General features: G+C 74.3%; 19 protein-coding genes. 12 read left to right on the plus strand and 7 right to left on the minus strand.

The features are described from left to right. The first annotated feature begins 63 nt into the window (after window positions 1-63). The 11 genes from KV205_RS07000 (at window position 64) to KV205_RS07050 (ending at window position 11021) form a co-directional block, all read left to right on the plus strand. Window positions 64-405: a metalloregulator ArsR/SmtB family transcription factor gene (locus KV205_RS07000; protein ID WP_265863056.1), complete on the plus strand. Its 342-nt coding sequence runs from the start codon at window positions 64-66 to the stop codon at window positions 403-405. Then, window positions 402-2153 carry a SulP family inorganic anion transporter gene (locus KV205_RS07005; RefSeq protein WP_265863057.1) on the plus strand — a complete coding sequence of 584 codons (1752 nt, stop codon included), beginning with the start codon at window positions 402-404 and terminating at the stop codon, window positions 2151-2153. The genes KV205_RS07000 and KV205_RS07005 overlap by 4 nt, the downstream gene beginning before the upstream one ends. Further along, a complete protein-coding gene (locus tag KV205_RS07010) occupies window positions 2150-2563 on the plus strand; it encodes a pyridoxamine 5'-phosphate oxidase family protein (RefSeq protein ID WP_265863059.1) in 414 nt (137 codons plus the stop codon). The genes KV205_RS07005 and KV205_RS07010 overlap by 4 nt, the downstream gene beginning before the upstream one ends. After that, window positions 2560-2997: an ATP-binding protein gene (locus tag KV205_RS07015; RefSeq protein WP_265863061.1), complete on the plus strand. Its 438-nt coding sequence runs from the start codon at window positions 2560-2562 to the stop codon at window positions 2995-2997. The genes KV205_RS07010 and KV205_RS07015 overlap by 4 nt, the downstream gene beginning before the upstream one ends. Beyond that, a complete protein-coding gene (locus KV205_RS07020; protein WP_265863062.1) occupies window positions 2994-3410 on the plus strand; it encodes an STAS domain-containing protein in 417 nt (138 codons plus the stop codon). The genes KV205_RS07015 and KV205_RS07020 overlap by 4 nt, the downstream gene beginning before the upstream one ends. A 384-nt stretch (window positions 3411-3794) precedes the next feature. Continuing rightward, window positions 3795-4277: an NADH-quinone oxidoreductase subunit B family protein gene (locus KV205_RS07025; protein ID WP_265863063.1), complete on the plus strand. Its 483-nt coding sequence runs from the start codon at window positions 3795-3797 to the stop codon at window positions 4275-4277. Next, window positions 4274-6295: a proton-conducting transporter membrane subunit gene (locus KV205_RS07030; RefSeq protein ID WP_265863064.1), complete on the plus strand. Its 2022-nt coding sequence runs from the start codon at window positions 4274-4276 to the stop codon at window positions 6293-6295. Before KV205_RS07025 ends, KV205_RS07030 begins: the two co-directional genes overlap by 4 nt. Next, window positions 6292-7245, plus strand: a complete 954-nt coding sequence (locus KV205_RS07035) for a respiratory chain complex I subunit 1 family protein (protein ID WP_265863065.1) — start codon at window positions 6292-6294, stop codon at window positions 7243-7245. The genes KV205_RS07030 and KV205_RS07035 overlap by 4 nt, the downstream gene beginning before the upstream one ends. Window positions 7246-7252: 7 nt before the next feature. Then, on the plus strand, window positions 7253-7945 hold the full coding sequence (locus KV205_RS07040) for a hypothetical protein (RefSeq protein ID WP_265863067.1): 693 nt from the start codon (window positions 7253-7255) through the stop codon (window positions 7943-7945). After that, window positions 7945-9543 (plus strand): proton-conducting transporter membrane subunit, encoded by a 1599-nt coding sequence (locus tag KV205_RS07045; protein WP_265863068.1) that lies wholly within the window; start codon window positions 7945-7947, stop codon window positions 9541-9543. Before KV205_RS07040 ends, KV205_RS07045 begins: the two co-directional genes overlap by 1 nt. A 2-nt stretch (window positions 9544-9545) precedes the next feature. After that, entirely contained in the window at window positions 9546-11021 is a 1476-nt protein-coding gene (locus KV205_RS07050; protein WP_265863070.1) for an NADH-quinone oxidoreductase subunit C, read from the plus strand. Window positions 11022-11055: 34 nt separating this feature from the next. Here the strand turns inward: KV205_RS07050 and KV205_RS07055 are convergent, their stop codons facing one another. The 5 genes from KV205_RS07055 to KV205_RS07075 all read right to left on the minus strand — a co-directional run bounded on the left by KV205_RS07055 (window position 11056) and on the right by KV205_RS07075 (window position 13250). Then, window positions 11056-11175, minus strand: a complete 120-nt coding sequence (locus KV205_RS07055) for a DUF6126 family protein (RefSeq protein WP_265863297.1) — start codon at window positions 11173-11175, stop codon at window positions 11056-11058. Between the two features lie 57 nt (window positions 11176-11232). Continuing rightward, window positions 11233-11742 (minus strand): ATP-binding protein, encoded by a 510-nt coding sequence (locus KV205_RS07060; RefSeq protein WP_265863072.1) that lies wholly within the window; start codon window positions 11740-11742, stop codon window positions 11233-11235. A gap of 5 nt (window positions 11743-11747) precedes the next feature. Next, the gene (locus KV205_RS07065) at window positions 11748-12110 is read right to left on the minus strand and encodes a metalloregulator ArsR/SmtB family transcription factor (RefSeq protein ID WP_265863074.1); all 363 of its coding nucleotides are present in this window, start codon (window positions 12108-12110) and stop codon (window positions 11748-11750) included. Beyond that, a complete protein-coding gene (locus KV205_RS07070; protein WP_265863075.1) occupies window positions 12107-12322 on the minus strand; it encodes a hypothetical protein in 216 nt (71 codons plus the stop codon). Before KV205_RS07070 ends, KV205_RS07065 begins: the two co-directional genes overlap by 4 nt. Before the next feature lie 115 nt (window positions 12323-12437). Further along, the gene (locus KV205_RS07075; protein ID WP_265863077.1) at window positions 12438-13250 is read right to left on the minus strand and encodes a DUF2182 domain-containing protein; all 813 of its coding nucleotides are present in this window, start codon (window positions 13248-13250) and stop codon (window positions 12438-12440) included. A 141-nt stretch (window positions 13251-13391) separates the two neighbouring features. On the opposite strand from KV205_RS07075, the gene KV205_RS07080 reads away from it, so the two are divergent. Then, complete coding sequence (locus KV205_RS07080; RefSeq protein WP_265863078.1) at window positions 13392-14045, plus strand: DUF1326 domain-containing protein; 654 nt, start codon at window positions 13392-13394, stop codon at window positions 14043-14045. 33 nt (window positions 14046-14078) lie between these two features. Here the strand turns inward: KV205_RS07080 and KV205_RS07085 are convergent, their stop codons facing one another. Both KV205_RS07085 and KV205_RS07090 read right to left on the minus strand, forming a co-directional pair. Continuing rightward, window positions 14079-15461: an FAD-binding oxidoreductase gene (locus tag KV205_RS07085; RefSeq protein ID WP_265863079.1), complete on the minus strand. Its 1383-nt coding sequence runs from the start codon at window positions 15459-15461 to the stop codon at window positions 14079-14081. A gap of 196 nt (window positions 15462-15657) precedes the next feature. After that, window positions 15658-18210 (minus strand): discoidin domain-containing protein, encoded by a 2553-nt coding sequence (locus KV205_RS07090; protein WP_265863080.1) that lies wholly within the window; start codon window positions 18208-18210, stop codon window positions 15658-15660. Window positions 18211-18239: the final 29 nt, after the last annotated feature.

Genomic DNA, 18239 nt, shown 5'->3' on the forward strand with positions numbered 1-18239 from the left:
CGGGCACAGCACCGAGCCAGGACCCCGCCGCCGCCGCGCGGGGCGTGAGGAGAGGCCGCGATCGTGCCGGTTCCGCTGTATCAGGCCAAGGCCGAGTTCTTCCGGATGCTGGGCCACCCGGTCCGCATCCGCGTCCTCGAGCTGCTGCAGAACGGACCCATGGCGGTACGCGACCTGCTCGCCGAGATCGAGGTCGAACCCCCGGCGCTCTCCCAGCAGCTCGCGGTCCTTCGCCGGTCCGGGATCGTGACCTCCACCCGCGAGGGCTCCACCGTGGTCTACACGCTCGCCGGCGGCGACGTCGCCGACCTCATGCAGGCCGCCCGGCGGATCCTCACCGAGATGCTGGCGGGGCAGAACGAGCTCCTGGCGGAGCTGCGGGAAGCCGAGGTCGCCGCGCGATGAGCACCGCCCTCGCCCCGGCCCTGCGCCGGATCCGTTCCCTCCTGCCCGCCCGCGCCGACTACGCCGCCATGCGCCGCGACCCCCGTCGCGATCTGCTCGCCGGGCTCACCGTCGCCATCGTCGCGCTGCCGCTGGCGCTCGGCTTCGGCGTCTCCTCCGGCCTCGGCGCCGAGGCCGGTCTGGCCACCGCCGTGGTCGCCGGTGCGCTCGCCGCGCTGTTCGGCGGCTCGAACCTGCAGGTGTCCGGCCCGACCGGCGCCATGACCGTGGTCCTCGTACCGATCGTGGCGGAGTACGGCCCCGGCGGCGTGCTGACCGTCGGTCTGATGGCCGGTGTGCTGCTGATCGGCCTCGCGGTGGCCCGGGCCGGCCGGTACATGCGCTACATCCCCGCCCCCGTCGTCGAGGGCTTCACCCTCGGCATCGCCCTGGTCATCGGCCTGCAGCAGATCCCGAACGCGCTCGGCGTCCCCAAGCCCGAGGGCGACCGGGTCCTGGTGGTGACCTGGCACGCGATCCAGGAGTTCGTGAAGACGCCGAACTGGACCGCCGTCGGCCTCGCGGCCGGCGTGGCGCTGATCATGCTGCTCGGTGCCCGCTGGCGCCCCACCATCCCCTTCTCGATCGTGGCGGTCGTCGCCGCGACCGTGGCGGCCCAGCTCTTCCACCTCGACGCCGCCGCCCCCATCGGCGACCTGCCGGCCGGACTGCCCGCGCCCTCCCTCGCCTTCCTCGACGTCTCGGCGCTCGGCTCGCTGCTCGCGCCCGCCGTCGCGGTCGCCGCGCTCGCCGCCCTGGAGTCGCTGCTCTCCGCGACCGTCGCCGACGGCATGACGGTCGGCCAGAAGCACGACCCGGACCGGGAGCTGTTCGGGCAGGGCCTGGCGAACCTGGCCGCCCCGCTGTTCGGCGGCGTCCCGGCCACGGCCGCCATCGCCCGTACCGCCGTCAACGTGCGCACCGGAGCCTCGTCGCGGCTCGCGGCCCTCACCCACGCCGCCGTCCTCGCCATGATCGTCTTCGCAGCGGCCCCGCTGGTGTCGCGGATCCCGCTCGCCGCGCTGGCCGGCGTCCTGATCGCCACCGCGATCCGGATGATCGAGGTCGGCTCGCTGCGCGCCATGGCGAAGGCCACCCGCTCCGACGCCGTCGTGCTCGTCCTCACGGCCGTCGCGACCCTCGCGCTCGACCTGGTGTACGCGGTGATCATCGGCTTCGTCGTCGCCGGCGCCCTCGCGCTGCGCGCCGTGGCCCGGCAGGCCCGGCTCGCCGAGGTCGACTTCACGGCCGACCTGCCCGGCGAGCACACCGCGGAGGAGCACGCCCTGCTCGCCGAGCACATCGTCGCCTACCGGATCGACGGCCCGCTGTTCTTCGCCGCCGCCCACCGCTTCCTGCTCGAACTCGCCGAGGTCGCCGACGTCCGCGTGGTCATCCTGCGGATGTCCCGGGTGACCACGATCGACGCCACCGGCGCACTCGTCCTCAAGGACGCCGTGGAGAAGCTCAACCGGCGCGGCATCGTCGTCATGACCTCGGGGATACGGCCGGGGCAGCGCAAGGCCCTGGACTCGGTCGGCGCGCTCGACCTGCTGCGGCTCGACGGCCGCGAGTACGCCACGACCCCCGAGGCCATCGCGGGCGCCCGCGCCCATCTGCACGGCGCCGGCCTCCTCCCGGTGGTCCCCGGACAGCCCGGCCCCTCCGGGCAGGGCTCGGGACGGGTGCCCGAGGAGGCGGCCCGATGAGCGTGCCGACCACCCGCCGGGTCGTCGAGACCTCCGGGGCCGAGGCCCTCTGGCTGCTCGAAGGCGCCGCCCACGGACGTCTGGTCTTCGCCCAGCGCGAGCAGGCCGTCGTGCGTCCCGCCGTGCACGTCCTCGAATACGGCCGGCTCATCGTCCGCGCCCCGGTGCAGGCGGATCTGCTGCACGCCCGCCCGACGCTGACGTACCAGGTCGACGAGATCCGGATGCCGGCGGGCAGCGGCTGGAGCGTGACCGTCACCGGCCCCGCCGAACCGGTCGCCGAGGCGGTCGAGGCCGCGCACTACCGGCGGACCCTGCCCGGCTGGGCGTACGGGCCGCACGACACCCTGCTGCGGATCACCCCGCAGACCGTGACGGGATACCGCCTGGGCACGGTGGAGACGCGATGAGCTCCGCGACGGCAGCGCTGCCCCACCGTCATGTGCTGACGGTGCCGACGCTGCCCGCGGCGGTCCGGGTGGTGCGCGAGACGGCGGAGATGACCTTCGCCGAGTGGGGCATCGCCGCCGGCCATCCCGCGCTCGGGCCCGCGCTGCTGATCCTCAGCGAGCTGGTCACCAACAGCGTCCGGCACGCCGCCGACACCTCGCCCAGCCTCACGGTCACCTTCGCGGCGGGCGACGACACGCTCGCGTTCGCCGTGCACGACCGGCATCCGCACCATCCCGGGGTCCTCGCCGCCACCGCCGGCGGCGGACTCGCCGTGATCGCCGAGGTGATGACCGCCGCCGGCGGCACCTGTGTGGTCCGCCGGGACGCCGACGGCGGCGGAAAGAGCGTCTGGATCACCCTCCCCCTGCAACCCGCGAAGGCAACACCATGACCATCGAATGGCGCTACACCACCCGCCCCGGCCTGAGCGTGCTCTCGCTCGCCGGCTATCTCGGGGCCGACGCGGTCAGCCGGTTCGGCGGTGCGGTGGGCTGGGTCGTGGCCCGCGGCGACGGTCCCGTGATCCTCGACCTCACCGGTCTGCGCGGCTGGTCCGCGGGCGGCCAGCTCGCGGTGGCCGACGCCGCCCGCCGGCTGCGGGACGGCGGCCGGCCCCTCGAACTCGCCGCGATCCCCGCCGACGGCTCCCTCGTGCCCAGCGGCGACTGCCCGGAGATGACCGTCCACGCCGACCTGGCCACCGCGCTCGCCGCCCACCAGGGCGACGGCGGGGAGCTGCGCGAGTGGTGCAGCGACGAATGGCCCGGCTCCCGCACCGCCCCGCAGCCCCGGAAGAGGGGGTGACATGCCGTCACCCCGGTTCTGACGGCTCCGCCGAGACCGGCGGCCGCCCTCGCCGCACATGGACAGCATCCGCGTGCGGGGGCGGTCGCCTCCCTCGGCCGGGCGCCGGCGAGCGAGCCGAAGGGCGCGCCGGGGGAACAGCCCCGAGCGCGCGCAGCCCCCGAAGAATGAGGGGGCGAGCACGTACGGGGCTGTGAGTCCGGCTCACAGCGCCCGGAGGTGAGCCGAGCCACAAAATGGAGCGGCCGCCATGCCGCGGAATCGCTCGTACAAAATCTCAACAAAGCACGCAAAGCGCAAGGAAAGTTCCGTAACTCCGGCTACGGAGAACCCCGTTAGCCGCCACGGAGGACTGTCCTCACCACCCTGTCGGGAGGGGCGTTCATGGGCTTGTTGCGCAAGATCCGTACGACCGGGCGGGTCGCCGAACCCGCGCCGCCCGCGCCCGCCGACGGCCCTCTCCCGCAGGCCCGGCGGCTCGGGGGCTCGGCGCAGGTCCGCTGTGTCGACGCCGGTTCGTGCAACGGCTGCGAGATCGAGATCGCCGCCGCGTTCAACCCCGTGCACGACGCCGAGCGTTACGGCGCCCGGCTGGTGGCCTCGCCCCGGCACGCGGACGTGGCCCTGGTGACGGGGCCGGTCACCCGGAACATGGCCGAGCCGCTGCGGCGCACGGTCCAGGCGATGCCCGAGCCGCCGATCGTCGTCGCGGTCGGCGACTGCGCCATCGACTGCGGGGAGTTCGCCGGGGGTTACGGGATCGAGGGCGCCGTCTCCGACGTCGTGGCCGTGGACCTGGCGGTGCCGGGCTGTCCACCCGAACCCGAAGCCATCGTGGCGGCGCTGCGCCGGGTGACCGGCCGGTGATCGCGGCGGGCCTGGGCGCCGCCGGGGCGCTGGCCGCCGCGGGCGCCGTGGCCGGGTCCGTACTGCCGGGCCGGGCGCGCCTGGTGGCCTCGGGCGTGTGCACGGCCGGGGTCGGCGCGGCGGGCTGCGCGGCCGGGGTGGGCGCCCTGGGCGGCGAGCAGTGGACGGGGCGGCTGCCGGAGCTGCTGCCGCTCGCGGGCACGGTGTGGCAAGTGGACGCGCTCTCCGGCCTGTTCATGGCGGTGGCGGGCGCGGTGGTCGCGGCGGTGGCCGTGTACGGCATCGGTTACGCGTCCGGGCACGGCACGCTCGGACTGGCGTCCCGCACCGCGCAGGCGGTGCTGCCGCTGTTCGCGCTCACCCTGCTCCTCGTCCCGGCGGCCGCCTCCGTCTCCACGTTCCTCTTCGTGTGGGAGGTGATGGCGCTCTCCTCGCTGCTCCTTGTCCTGGTGGAGCACCGGGCGCGGGCTGAGGTGCGCACGGCGGGTCTCTGGTACGCGGTGATGACCCATCTGGGTCTGGTGCTGCTGCTCGCGGGCTTCGCGCTGTTCGCCGCGCGGGCCGGCGGGGAGGGTTTCGACGCGCTGCGCGCCGGGGCCGGGGAGCTGTCGCCGGCGGTGCGGGGCACGGTGTTCGTGCTGACGGCGGCGGCGTTCGCCTCGAAGGCGGGTGCGGTGCCGCTGCACGCCTGGCTCCCGCGGGCGCATCCGGAGGCGCCGGGGCCGGTGTCGGCGCTGATGAGCGCGGCGATGGTGAATCTGGGGGCGTACGGGATCGTGCGCACCGGGTTCGATCTGCTCGGCGGGGGTCCCGCCTGGTGGTGGCTGGGGCTGATGGGGGTCGGCGGGGTCTCGGCGGTGTACGGGATCCTGCAGGCGGCGATCTCGTCGGACGTGAAGCGGCTGCTGGCGTACTCGACGGCGGAGAACCTGGGTCTCGTCCTGGTGGCCACGGGTGCGGCGGGGCTCTTCGCCGCGTCGGGCGACCAGGGGCTCGCGGCGCTCGCACTGGCCGCCGGCCTGCTGCACGTGGTCAACCACGCTGCTTTCAAGGCCCTGTTGTTCGGGGCGGCGGGTGCGGTGGTGCGGGCCACCGGGGTGCGGGACCTGGACCGTCTGGGCGGCCTTCGCCCCCGGATGCCGGTGACGGCCGGGCTTTTCGCGATGGGTGCGCTCGGCGCTGTGGCGCTGCCGCCGGGGAACGGGTTCGTCAGCGAGTGGCTGCTGCTGCAGTCGCTGATCCACGGGCTTGAGATGCCGGGGGTGGCGGTGGCGATCGCGCTGCCGCTGGCGGTGGGGCTCGTGGCGCTTTCGGCGGGGGTGGCGGCGGCGGTGTTCGTGAAGGCCCTCGGGGTCGGCTTCTTCGCCCGCCCGCGCAGCCGGGAGGCCGAACGGGCCCGTGAGGCACCGCCGTTGATGCTCTCGGGCCTGGGCCTGCTCGCCGCGGGGTGCGCGGGGCTCGCCCTGGTGCCGGGGCTGCTCGGCCCGGGGCTCGACCGAGCGGTGGCCGACGCGGGCCTGCCGGGGACCGGCTCGGTGGCGGGCGGGGCCCTGACGGTCCGGCTGCACGACATCGCGACCTCGCTGTCGCCGCTGTGGGTGGCGCTCGCGCTCACCCTGGCGGTGCTGCTCGCCACGGCCCTGCCGAGGATCCTGGGCGGCCGGCGGCGCAGGGCCCGGCTGTGGGACTGCGGCGGCGGGGCCCCGACCCCGCGCATGGCCTATACGGCGACCTCGTTCGCGGAGCCGCTGCAGCGGGTCTTCGACGACGTGCTCGCCCCCGAGCAGGACGTCGACGTCACGCATGTGCGCGAGTCGGCCTATCTGGTGGAGCGCGTACGGTTCCGGGGCCGGGTGCCGGACCGGGTGGAGCACCGGCTCTACCGGCCGGTGCTCGACGGTCTCGCCCGCACCGGTCGGGCCGCGCGCCGGCTGGCGGGCGGCAGCGTGCACGTCTATCTGGGGTACGGCTTCGTCGGACTGCTCTCCCTCTTCGTCGTCCTGGTGGTGGGCTGGTGAGCGCGCTGGGGTACGCGGCGGTCGCCGCGCAGACGGGTGCCGTGGTCGCCGGGGCGCCGCTGCTCACGGGTCTGATGCGGCAGGTGCGGGCCCGCCTGGAGGGGCGGGCCGGGGCCGGGGTGCTGCAACCGCTGCGGGACACCAGGAAGTTGCTGCGCCGGGAGCCGATCGCGCCGGCCGGGACGGGTCCGGCGTTCCGTACGGCGCCGGCGCTGCTCGTGGCGACCACGCTGGTGGTGGCGACGCTGGTCCCGCTGCTCTCGACGGACACGCCGGTCGCGGGGCGGGCGGATCTGATCCTGGTGGTGGCGCTGCTCGCGCTCGGCACGGTGACGCTGGCGCTCGCGGGCCTCGACACGGGCACCGCGTTCGGCGGCATGGGGGCCTCGCGGGAGATGACGATCGCCGCGCTGGTCGAACCGACGCTCCTGATGGCGGTGTTCGCCCTGTCGATACCGGCCGGGACCACCAATCTGCCGGCGATCGTCGACGGCGCGGTGCGCGAGCCCGACCGGCTCGCGTCCCCGGCCGGGCTGCTCGCCGCCGCGGCCCTCGTGGTCGCGGTGCTCGCGGAGACCGGGCGCATTCCGGTCGACAATCCGTCCACGCACCTGGAGTTGACGATGGTGCACGAGGCGATGGTCCTGGAGTACGCGGGCCGGGACCTGGCGCTGGTCGAGCTGGGCGCGCAGATGCGGCTCACGGTGCTGCTCGGGCTGCTCGCCTCGCTGTTCGTGCCGTGGGGCATCGCCACCTCGGCGTCGGTGGGCGCGCTGGCGCTCGCCCTGGTGGCGTTCGCGGTCAAGGTGGCGCTGCTCGGCGCGGCGCTGGCGGCGGCGGAGGTGTTCTGGGCGAAGGTGCGGCTCTTCCGGGTGCCGGAACTCCTCGCCGGTTCCTTCCTGTTGGCGCTGCTCGCGGTGACCGCCTCCTACTTCCTGAGCGGAGCGTGAGCCGGACATGAGCGGCAGCGCGTACGTCCAGCTGCTCGACCTGGCCTGCGGGGCCTTCCTGCTGGCCGCCGTGGTGATCCTGTGGCGGCGTGAACTCGCCGCGATCGTCCGGACCTTCGCCCTGCAAGGCGTGGCCCTCGCCGCGATCGCGCTGCTGCTCGGTCTGCACGAGGGGCGGGCGGACCTGGTCGCGGTGGCGGCCGGGATCGGTGTGCTGCGGGCCGGGGTGCTGCCGTACCTGATGCGCCGGGCGCTGACCGCGGCGACCGCCGACCGGCGCCCGTACGACACCGGGGGCGCGGAGGGCCGGGAGACCCGGCCGGTGGTGAACGTCGCGGCCTCGCTGCTCGCGGCGGCGGCCCTGACGCTGCTCGCCTACGCGGTGGCGCGCCCGCTGGTCGAGCTCGACCCGAGCCCGGCGACGCGGGCGCTGCCGGTGGGTCTCGCCGTGGTGCTCATCGGGTTCTTCGTCCTGGTCACCCGGCGGCGGGCGCTCGCCCAGGTCGTGGGGTTCCTGCTGCTCGACAACGGCATCACGGCGACCGCGTTCCTCGCCGCCTCCGGTGTGCCGCTCATCGTCGAACTCGGCGTCTCCTTCGACGTCCTGCTCGCGATGCTGGTCCTCCAGCTGCTCACCGCGCGGATGCGGGCCGCGTTCGGCACCACCGATCTCGACGATCTGAGGGAGCTGCACGACTGATGCAGGCCACCATGACCGCTGCCGTCCTCGCCGCGCCCGTCGCCGTGCCCGGTGCCGTGGCGGGCGCCCATGCCCTCGTCCTCGCCCGGCTGCGGCGCCGGATCCCGCGCGAGCTGCCGCGGCCGGCCGCGGTCCTGGTCGGAGCGGCGGGCCCGGAGCCCGAGCAGGCCGCGGAACCCGCCCCGGCCGCCGAGCCGCCGCCCGCTCCAGGCGCCCCGTGGTGGGGCGTGGCGTCCCCGGCCGTCGTGCTCGGATGCGGGGCGCTGCTGGCGGCGGCGCTGCCGCGCGGCGGGGCGCTCGACGCCTTCGGCGGTCTGCTGCGGGCGGACGCGCCGACCGTGTGGATGCTGTTCGTGGTGGGCGCCGTCGCGCTCGTCGCCTGCGCGAGCCTGCCGTCGTACGGCGCCGGTGAGCGCCTCTCGGCGCGCGCCACGGCCCTGCTGCACACGCTGGTCCAGGCGTTCCTGGCCGCGATGTGCCTGGCCGTGGTGACGGCCAACCTCGGTGTGCTGTGGGTGGCGGTGGAGGCGACGACGATCGTCACCGCGTTCCTGGTCGGCCACCGGCGCACCCGCCGGTCGGTCGAGGCCGCCTGGAAGTACGTGGTGATCTGCTCGGCCGGGATCGCGCTCGCCTTCCTGGGCACGGTCCTGGTGTACTACGCGGCCCGGCAGGCGGGCATCGACGAGGCGCACGCCCTGGACTGGCCGACCCTGGTCGCCCGGGCGGGCGCGCTCGACCCGTCGGTCACCCGCCTCGGGGTGTCCCTGGTGATCCTCGGCTTCGGCGCCAAGGCGGGCCTGGTGCCGCTGCACGCCTGGCTGCCGGACGCCCACAGCCAGGCACCGGCCCCGGTCTCGGCGCTGATGTCCGGGGTGCTGCTCTCGGTCGCCTTCCTCGCGGTCCTGCGGTACGACACGATCGCGGACGGGGCGCTCGGGCACGGCTGGACCCGGCTGCTGCTCACCGGGATCGCGCTGCTCACGCTGGCGCTCGCCACCGGGCTGCTGCTCGCCCAGCGGGACTACAAACGGATGCTGGCGTACTCCAGCATGGAGCACATGAGTCTGATCGCCCTCGGCACGGCGATCGGCACGCCCCTGGCCCTTGCGGCCGTGCTGCTGCACATCGCCGGGCACGGGCTCGCGAAGTCGGTCGCCTTCTGCGCCTCGGGCCATGTGCTGCGGCTGACCGGGACCACCCTGATCGGGCGGGTGCGGGGGCTGCTCGCCCGGCTGCCGTGGCTGGGCGGGGTCCTCGGGCTCGCCGTGCTCGCGCTTCTGGGCTTCCCGCCGTTCAGCCTCTTCGCCTCCGAACTGGGCATCGTCCGGGCCGGGTTCGCCGCCGGTGCCGGGATGGGCTGGGCGACGGCCGGGGCGCTGCTGCTCGTCCTGGCCGCGTTCGCGGCGCTCGCCGCGCGGACCGCCCGGATGGTCCTCGGGCCCTCCCCCGTACCGGCACCCGCGACGGTGCCGGGCGGGGCGGGCGCCGTGTGGCCGCTCGTCCTCGGGCTTGTCGCGTGTGCCGCGCTCGGTCTCGCGACCGGGCCGCTGACCGATCTCCTGCACGACGCCGCCGCCGCGATCGGAGGCCACTGACCATGCGTACCGCCCATGAGATCCATGTCGAGGAACTCCCCGCGCGTACGGCCGAGTTGCTCGCCTCCGGCCACCGGCTCGCGCTGGTCGCCGCGCACCACGACGACGGCGTCGCGATCCGTGTCGTGTATCTCTTCACCGCCGGGCCGCCGGACGTGCGCACCGAGCTCCATGTGCTGCTCGACCCGGACAAGCCCGAGGTGCCGACCCTGGCTCCGCTGTCCTTCCCGGCCGGCCGGTTCGAGCGGGAGATGCGGGACCTGCACGGCGTGGTGCCGCTCGGGCATCCGCTCCCCCGCCGGCTGGTGCGGCACTTCCACTGGCCGAAGGGCTGGTACCCGATGCGGCCGGACGCGGGGCCCCCGCCGCCGTTCGCCGAGCAGGAAGGCCCGTACCCCTTCCTGGAGGTCGAGGGCGACGGCGTGTACGAGATCCCCGTCGGCCCGGTGCACGCCGGGCTCATCGAGCCGGGGCACTTCCGCTTCTCCGTCGTCGGCGAGACGATCCTCAAGCTGAAGGCCCGGCTGTGGTTCGTGCACCGCGGGGTCGAGAAGCTCTTCCAGGGCCGGACGATCGCCGGCGGGCTGCCGCTCGCCGAGCGGATCAGCGGGGACACCGCCGTCGGGCACGCCCTCGCGTACTGCCTCGCCGTCGAGGAGGCCACCGGCACCGGGATCCCGCCCGCCGCCGCCCGCGCCCGTGCGCTGCTGCTCGAACTGGAGCGGCTGCACAACCACGTCGCCGACCTCGGCATGCTCTGCAACGACGTCGGCCACGGCGTCCTCAACGCGCACGCGCAGCGGGTGCGCGAACAGCTGCTCCGGCTCAACGCCGAGGTCACGGGCCACCGTCTGCTGCGCGGCGGGGTGGTCCCGGGCGGCGCCGTCCTGCGGACCCTGCCCACCCCGGCCCGGCTCGCGGCCCTCGGCCGGGACATCCGGGAGATCGCCGGGCTCGCCCTCGCTCACTCCACCGTCCGCGACCGCTTCACCGGCACCGCGGTCCTCGACGCCGGGGCGGCCCGGGACCTCGGCTGCCTCGGCTATGTGGCGCGGGCGAGCGGCCTGACGGGCACCGACGCGCGGGTCGGCCACCCCTTCCTGTCGTACGACACGGAGCTCGCCGTCCCGGTGCGCGACACCGGCGACGTCCTCGCCCGCTTCCTGGTCCGCGCCGAGGAGATCGACGTGTCCCTCGCGCTGATCGACCATCTCGCCGAGGAGCTCGCGCCGGGCGCGTCCGTGGTGCCGGTGGCGGCGGGTTCGGGATCCGGTGTGGGCATCGTGGAGGGCTGGCGCGGCACGCTCACGACGCGCGTCGAGACGACGGCCGACGGGCGGCTGGCCCGGGTGAAGCCGGTGGACCCGTCCTTCTTCAACTGGCCCGCGCTGCCGCTCGCGCTCGCGGACACGATCGTCCCGGACTTCCCGCTGACCAACAAGAGCTTCAACCTGTCGTACGCGGGCAACGACCTCTGAACCCGACGCTCGCCGAACACCCGGGCGGCCGCGCCTACTTGGGCGCGTGCTGGCCCACGTAGAAGAGGAGCCAGACGAAGCCGGCGAAGGCGTGGGTGGCGAAGATGTAGACGAAGACCCGCAGCATCACACCGCGTTCCTTCCACTTCTCCATGTCCCAGCCGGCGCCGCCGTCGCCGTCGCCGGCCGCTCGTTTCCGGGCCATCTCAGCTCACTCCTCACTCGTGCTCGTGCTCGTGTTCTTGCTCGTGTTCGTGCCGGGCGCGCGGCAGAAGCTCACCATGACGATCTTGCCGTGGTGGTTCACCGCGGGCTCCGCGCTCAGCTCGCCGTCGTACAGGGCGGCGACCTCGATCACCGACCGCAGCCCGTCGCCGGTCCGAACCGGGTCCAGTTCCGGCAGCCGCGGATCGCCGTCGGCGACGGACAGCACGAGCCGGCCGGGGGCGGCGGTGACGCCGATGTCCATCACCGTGGTCTGCCGCGCGTGCCGCAGCACATTGGCGACCAGCTCGCCGAGGACGAGGAGCACCGCGTCGGCCAGCGCGCTGCGCGGGTCGACGCCGACTCCGGCCAGGCTGTCCCGTACGGCCTGCGTGGCCTCCCGTACGGCGCCGGGACCGACCCGGGTGCTGGTCACATGCCGTTCGACGCGCGGCAGGGCGTGCTCGACCGCCGCGGCCGGCGGCCGGTGGCGGCGCCAGGGCCCGGCGCCCTCCATGCCCTTCACCGAGCGGCCCGCTCGGCCCGCTCGGTCGCCTCGGTCAGCGAGACCAGCAGGTCCTGCCGGCCGCTGAGCAGCACGGAAAGCACCCGGCGCGCCGAGAGCAGCAGCTCGGCCACGTCGCCGCCGGCCAGCTCGTACACCACGGTCGAACCGCCCCGGGTCGCGGTGACGATCCCGGAGCGGCGCAGCACCGCGAGCTGCTGGGAGAGGCTGGACGGCTCGATCTCGATCGCCGCGAGCAGATCGCGTACGGGCAGTGGACCGTCCTGGAGGAGTTCGAGGACGCGGATGCGGACCGGGTGCCCGAGCATCCGGAAGAACTCCGCCTTGGCCTGGTAGAGCGGGATCTGCGTCTTGTTCACGCCCCGCCCGCCCCTTCGTCGCCGACGGCGTCGGAGTCGGTGTCGGCGTTGGCGTCGGTCTCGATGCCGTGCTTGCGCGCCAGGCGCAGGGCGTCGTCCAGCTCCTCCTCGGCGAGGGCCGCGCCGAAGGCGTCCTCGGCGGCGAGCGCCGTCTCCAGACGCACCCGCGCCGCCCGGACCCGCTCGAGCACCGCCTCGGTGAACGTGCTCACGCCACTCTCCTGCCCGCTAGGACTTAGCTGAATACTGAACTGCCGAATTGAAGAATTTCGCAAATCCTACCCGCCTCGGCGCCCGCCGCCGAGCCGTCCGATACGGCCCGCCGCGTCACATCGGCGTCATCGAGCCCTCCAGGCCCGGCAGCGGCCAGTCCTGGAAGAGCGCGAGCACGGAAAGGACCAGGAAGGCGACACCGGCGACCCGGGCCAGCTGCGGCCCCCGGTACGAGAGCTTCTCCAGGAAGATCAGCGCCGCCACGCCCGCCATCGCGGCGATGTTCATCACCCCGAGCGGGATCAGTACGACCATCAGCGCCCAGCAACAGCCGACGCAGTACGCGCCGTGGTGCAGCCCCACCCGCAGATCGCGCAGCCGCGGCCGGTACGCGGCGTACCGCATCAGCTGGGCCATCGGGCTGCGGCAGTGGCGCAGGCAGATGTCCTTGAGCGGGCCCAGCTGGTACAGCCCGGCCAGCGCGAAGGCGGCGGCCCCGATCCACCGCGCGGCCTCCGGGTCGCGGTCGACCAGGGCGCCGGTGAGGGCGAGGCCGCCGTACGCGAGCATGCCGAACGCGGTCCAGGCGAGCAGATAGCCGCAGAGGAACTCGGCGGTGCGCACCGCCCTGGCGGCGCCGCTGGACTGCCGGGCGATTCCCCTGACCCAGGTGAGGGCGACGGGCGCGACGGAGGGCAGCATCATCGCCGCCATCATCGCCAGCCACAGCAGCAGGAACAGCGGCAGCGCCATGCCCATCGTGCCGGGCTCGACCCCCATGTCCCGGGCCTGGCCCACGGTGAGCAGCCAGGCCAGGGCGGCGATCACGACGAGGAGCGACCAGGCGACGGCGAGTTCCCGGGCCGGCAGCAGCGCTCCCGTGCGCAAGGGACGGCTGTTGGTGATCCGCCGCCGCGTGGTCCGCATGACGCACTCCCGTCCGTCCCCTCCAGCACAGCACGGATCGCGGCGGCCGCAAACCGCTCGCCGGTGGCTGCCGCGGCGGCCCGGGCGGACGATGGAAGGAGAGGAAGAGCGACAGGGGTGAGGACGACAGGGGTGAGAACGATGACGCAGGCGGCACAGGCTGCGCCTGCCTGGCATGTGGCGGGCGACTGGTTCGACGTGTGCAAGTGCGATATTCCGTGTCCGTGCTCCTTCGCCCAGCCGCCGACGACCGGCGACTGCGAAGGCGTCCTGGTGTGGCACATACGCGAAGGCACGTTCGGTGACGTCCGGCTCGACGGCCTGAACATGGTGATGCTGGGTACCTTCGTCGGCAATGTCTGGGCGGATCACTCGGACGCGTACGCGGCCTTCATCTTCGACGAGCGGGCCGACGAGGGGCAGCGCCAGGCGCTGCAGATGATCTTCAGCGGGCAGGCCGGCAGCTGGCCCGCACAGCTGGTGAGCATGGGGGCCTTCGAGGTCCGGGGCATGGACTTCGCGCCCATCGAGGTGGAGTTCGACGAGGACCTGGCCGGCTGGCGGGCCACCGTCCCCGGGCGGGTCGAGGCCCGCGCCGAGGCGCTGACCGGTCCGACCACCCCGGAGGGTGCCCGCGTCCAGTCGACCAACCTGCCCGGCTGCGAGACCGGCCCGGATCAGCTGGCCACCTGGGGCCGCGCGACCACCGACCGGGCCGACGCCTTCGGCTTCTCGTGGGACCGCTCGGGCAAGTCGAGCAAGTCCATCACCTTCGACTGGTCCGGCCCCGACTGAACCCGGCCGAGCCGAACCCGGCCCGGCCGAGGGCTATCCGCTCGGCGGGATGTTCTGGTTGAGGGCGAAGACGTTCCCGGGGTCGTACCGGTCCTTCAGCGCCACCAGGCGGGCGTACTTCTCCGGGCCGAACGAGGCCCGGAGCCGGGCGCCCTCGTCCGGGCAGATGAAGTTGGGCACCGAGGTGCCGGTCGTCCACGGCCGCATCGCCGTGTGGAAGCCGCGCGCCCAGTCAATGTGCCGCTCGCGCCCCTCGTGGCCCCACCAGACGGTCAGACAGAAGTACACCCACTTCACGGGCGGGGTGGCGAGGGCCATGGCGCCGGCGTCCAGGCGGTCCATCTCGCCGCCGAGCGGGCAGAAGATGACCTGGGTCATGGGCGCGGTGACCGACTCGGCCTGTGCGATCGCCGTGTCGAGGGCCTCGTCCGGCAGCTCCGGCAGATAGTCGATCTTGAAGTACTCGCTGACGCCGGTCGGGGTGCCGTCGTCCAGCATCCGCTGCACGGCGGTGTACGGCATCGGCTGCACCATCCTGACCAGCGGTTCGCCCCACTCGACGAGCGGCTTCAGGATCTCCTCGCCCCGTGCCGGGTCGCCGATGTACGCGACGATGACGCCGACCGCCGGCTTCCCGCGGGCCTCCTCGGGGACGAAGTCCTCGGGCGGCGCGGTGATCAGGGCGACGGCCCCGGTGACCTCGTCGGGCGCCTGCTCCAGGAAGTCCCGGTAGAAGCGGGTGAGCGGCCCGGCGGCCGAGCGCGGGTGCAGCAGCATCCCGGCGTACAGGAGCGGGCCGACCGGATGCAGCCGGAAGCCGAACTCGGTCACCACGCCGAAGTTCCCGCCGCCGCCCCGCAGGCCCCAGAAGAGGTCGGCGTGCTCCGTCTCGTCGGCGTGCAGGATCCGCCCGTCGGCGGTCACCACCTCGGCGGACAGCATGTTCCAGGCCGACGGCCCGTACATCCGCTCCAGCCAGCCCGAGCCGCTGCCCAGGGTCAGCCCCGCGACTCCGGTGTCGGACACCCGGCCGCCGGTCACGGCGAGGCCGGACTCCTGTGTGGCGGCGTCCAGTTCACCCCAGGTGAGACCGGCCCCGAAGCGCCCGGTGCGGGCCTCGGTGTCGATCTCCACCCGCTTCATCGGGCCGGTGTCGACGACGATCCCGCCCTCGCAGGAGGCGAAGCCGGCGGTGGCGTGCCCGCCCCCGCGCACCGAGACCCCGAGGCTGTTCTCGCGGGCGTACCGGAGCGCCGCCCGCACGTCCTGCGGGCTCGTGCAGCGGGCGACCAGGGACGGATGCTGGTCGTGGTCCCGGTTGAAGCACCGGCGGGCGGTCTCGTACCCGGCGTCGGCGGGCCCGATCAGCTCGCCCTGGAAGCCCGGAATCCGCGGAGCGGGTCGTGTGGTGGTCATGGCGCTGGTCCCTGCTGAGCCGTCGATGACGGCCGTACGGCCACGACCGCCTGCGCTACGCCGTCAGTATGCGACCGGACCCACCGGTAGGCGATTCGGCGCCGGGCCCGGCCGCGGCGCCCCGCCGCAGCGCCCCGCCCCGGCGTCCGGCGCCGGCCGGTGCTCCCGGCCGGCGGCGGACGCCGCTGTCGTACCGTCAGGAGACGGTGAGGAACCGGGCGGTGCTCGGCACCCCTTGGGCGTCCAGGGCGAAGAGCATGTAGGTGCCCGGCAAAACCACGCCCCGGTCGGCCGGGATGGACACCGTGTACGTACCGGCGCCCGTGGCCGTGGAGGCCAGCGGGACCCGTCGCTGGTCGTTGTCCGTGGAGTGGGTCGCGGCCGCGGCCCGCATCAGGACGAAGGAGGCCACCGGCCCGCCGGTGGTGACGGCGAGCGAGCTGCCCGCGGCGGCCCGGGGCGGCACTCCGCCGGTGATGGCGGGCCGCGGCTTGGGCGTGCCGTCCGGGTTGAGCAGGTACGGCGGTGTGAACACGGCCCCGTCGGCGTGGTTGGTGGCGCAGTCGCCGCACAGGCCGCCGCCGCCGGAGAAGATCCGTCCGTCGGGCAGCAGGTTCGCCACGCTGTGGTAGTTGCGCGGGATGGCCATGGTGGCGAGCGGGGTGAAGCGTCCGGTCGCCGGGTCCCACAGCTCGGGGGTCAGCACGGAGGTGGCGTCGCTGAAGGGCACGGGGTACGCCTGCCCGCCGAACACGGCGACCTTGCCGTCGGGCAGGACGACGCTGTTGCCGAAGGAGCGGGCGTAGCCCATGTCGCCCGTGCGTGCGCTCCGGACCCCGCTGCCGTCGATGCTCACCGTGTACGCGCGCCGGGTGGCGGGGGTCTTCTCGTACGCGGGCGAGCCGCCCAGGGTGAGCAGTTTGCCGATGTCGTACGCGACGGCGTTGCCGTTCATGGCGTCGTCGCTGTCGGCCCGGGTGCCGGCGGAGGCGATGCTCCCGTTGCCGGCGGTCGTGATCCAGTTCATCCGCTTGCTCGGGCCCAGCTGGAGCACCTTGCCGCCCGAGGTGGCGTACAGCCACATGTGGTTGTCGGCGCGGTAGGCGCCGGCCGGGTCGGCCGTGAGGGCGGGGGCGGCGGGGACGCCGGGGAGCTTGCGCCAGGTGCGGGTGTCCGGGGACCAGACCTCGCCGGCCTTGTCGCCCGTGGCGCCGCTCCAGGATCCGCCGAGGACGAAGGCCTCGCCGGTGGAGAGCAGGGTCATGGCCTGGTAGCCGCGGGCGATGTTCATGCTGGTGGTCGCGGACCAGGCGTCGGTGGCCGGGTCGTAGATGCTCGCCTTCTCCGCGTTGCTGCCGCCGGTGACCAGGACCCGGCCGTCGGCGAGCATCGCTATGCCCGGGCAGAACATGTCGTGGCCGGTGTTGTCGATCCGGCGCTGGGTCACCTTGCCCGTCTTCAGGTCCAGGATCGCGGTCTGGGTGTAGCCGTTGCTGCCGCCGAAGCGGTCGACCGCGTACGCCGACCAGGCCAGGAGCTTGTCGCCCGGCAGGACCGCGGTGGCCACCGGCACCAGGGGGAAGCCGGTGATCCGGCTCCACGTGCCGTGGACGGCGGGGTCGGCCGGTCCGCTGAGGCGTATCTCGGCGGCGGAGGTCCAGGGCCCGCGGTTGCCGGCCTCGGTGCTCACGGTCAGGCGTATGTAGCGGGCGTTGGCGGCGCGGATGAAGGTGGCGGTCTTGACGGTGTCGTCGTCGCGCCAGGTGCCGGAGGAGACCGGGGCTCCGAAGGCGGTGCCGTCGGTGCTGGTGGTGACGGTGTAGGCGCCCGCGCGCCCGTTGGCCTTGTCCTTGCGGGGCTGGTAGACGAGGGCGGAGACCGCGGTCGTGCGGTGCATGTCGACGGTGATGCTGTGCGGCAGCGGGGCCGGCGTCCCCGACCACCTGCTGTGCCAGATCGTGGTGGCGTCGCCGTCGAGGACGTTGACCGCGCGGCCGTTCTCCTTGAGGGTCTCCTCGTCGCTCGCCGTGGCCGTCCACCCGGTCCGGGGCAGATCGACGGTGGCCGCCGGGGTTCCGGGGTCGCCGAGCAGGTTGAGCTCCGCGGCGGAGCTCCACGGGCCGCGGTTGCCGGCCTCGGTGAGGGCGGTGAGCCGGACGAACCGCGCGCCCTGCGGGGCGAATCCGAGGGTCTTGGCGCCGGCGTCGTCCGCGAGGGTGCCCGTGGCGACCGGGTTCCCCCAGTTCCGGCCGTCGACGCTCACGCTGATGCTGTACTCACCGACCCGCCCGTTGGCCTTGTCGGTGCGGGGCTGGTAGACGAGCGCCGAGACCACCGTCGTACGGTGCATGTCGACGGTGATGCTGTGCGGCAGCGGGGCCGGCGTCCCCGACCACCTGCTGTGCCAGATCGTGGTGACGCTGCCGTCGAGGACGTTGACCGCGCGGCCGTTCTCCTTGAGGGTCTCCTCGTCGCTCGCCGTGGCCGTCCACCCGGTCCGGGCGAGCACGGGAGCCGTCGGCTCCATCGCGTTCGCCGGGGCGATGCCGTGGTGCGGCGACTGCTGCGCGGTCTGCTGGTCGAAGGGCACGGGCGCCGGTGGCGGGGTCGGGCCGTGACCGCCGGGCCCCGGGCTCGCCATGCCCAGCCAGGGGGTGAGCCCGACGAGCAGCGAGCCGAGGGCGAAGGCTATGAGCAGAGGGGAGCGCCGGAGCGCTCCGGATATGGCGCGCATACGTCTGGACTGCAATCGGACCTCCTGGGGCCAACCGTGCACCG

The organism is Streptomyces sp. SKN60, assembly GCF_026236535.1.
Classification (GTDB): Bacteria; Actinomycetota; Actinomycetes; order Streptomycetales; family Streptomycetaceae; genus Streptomyces.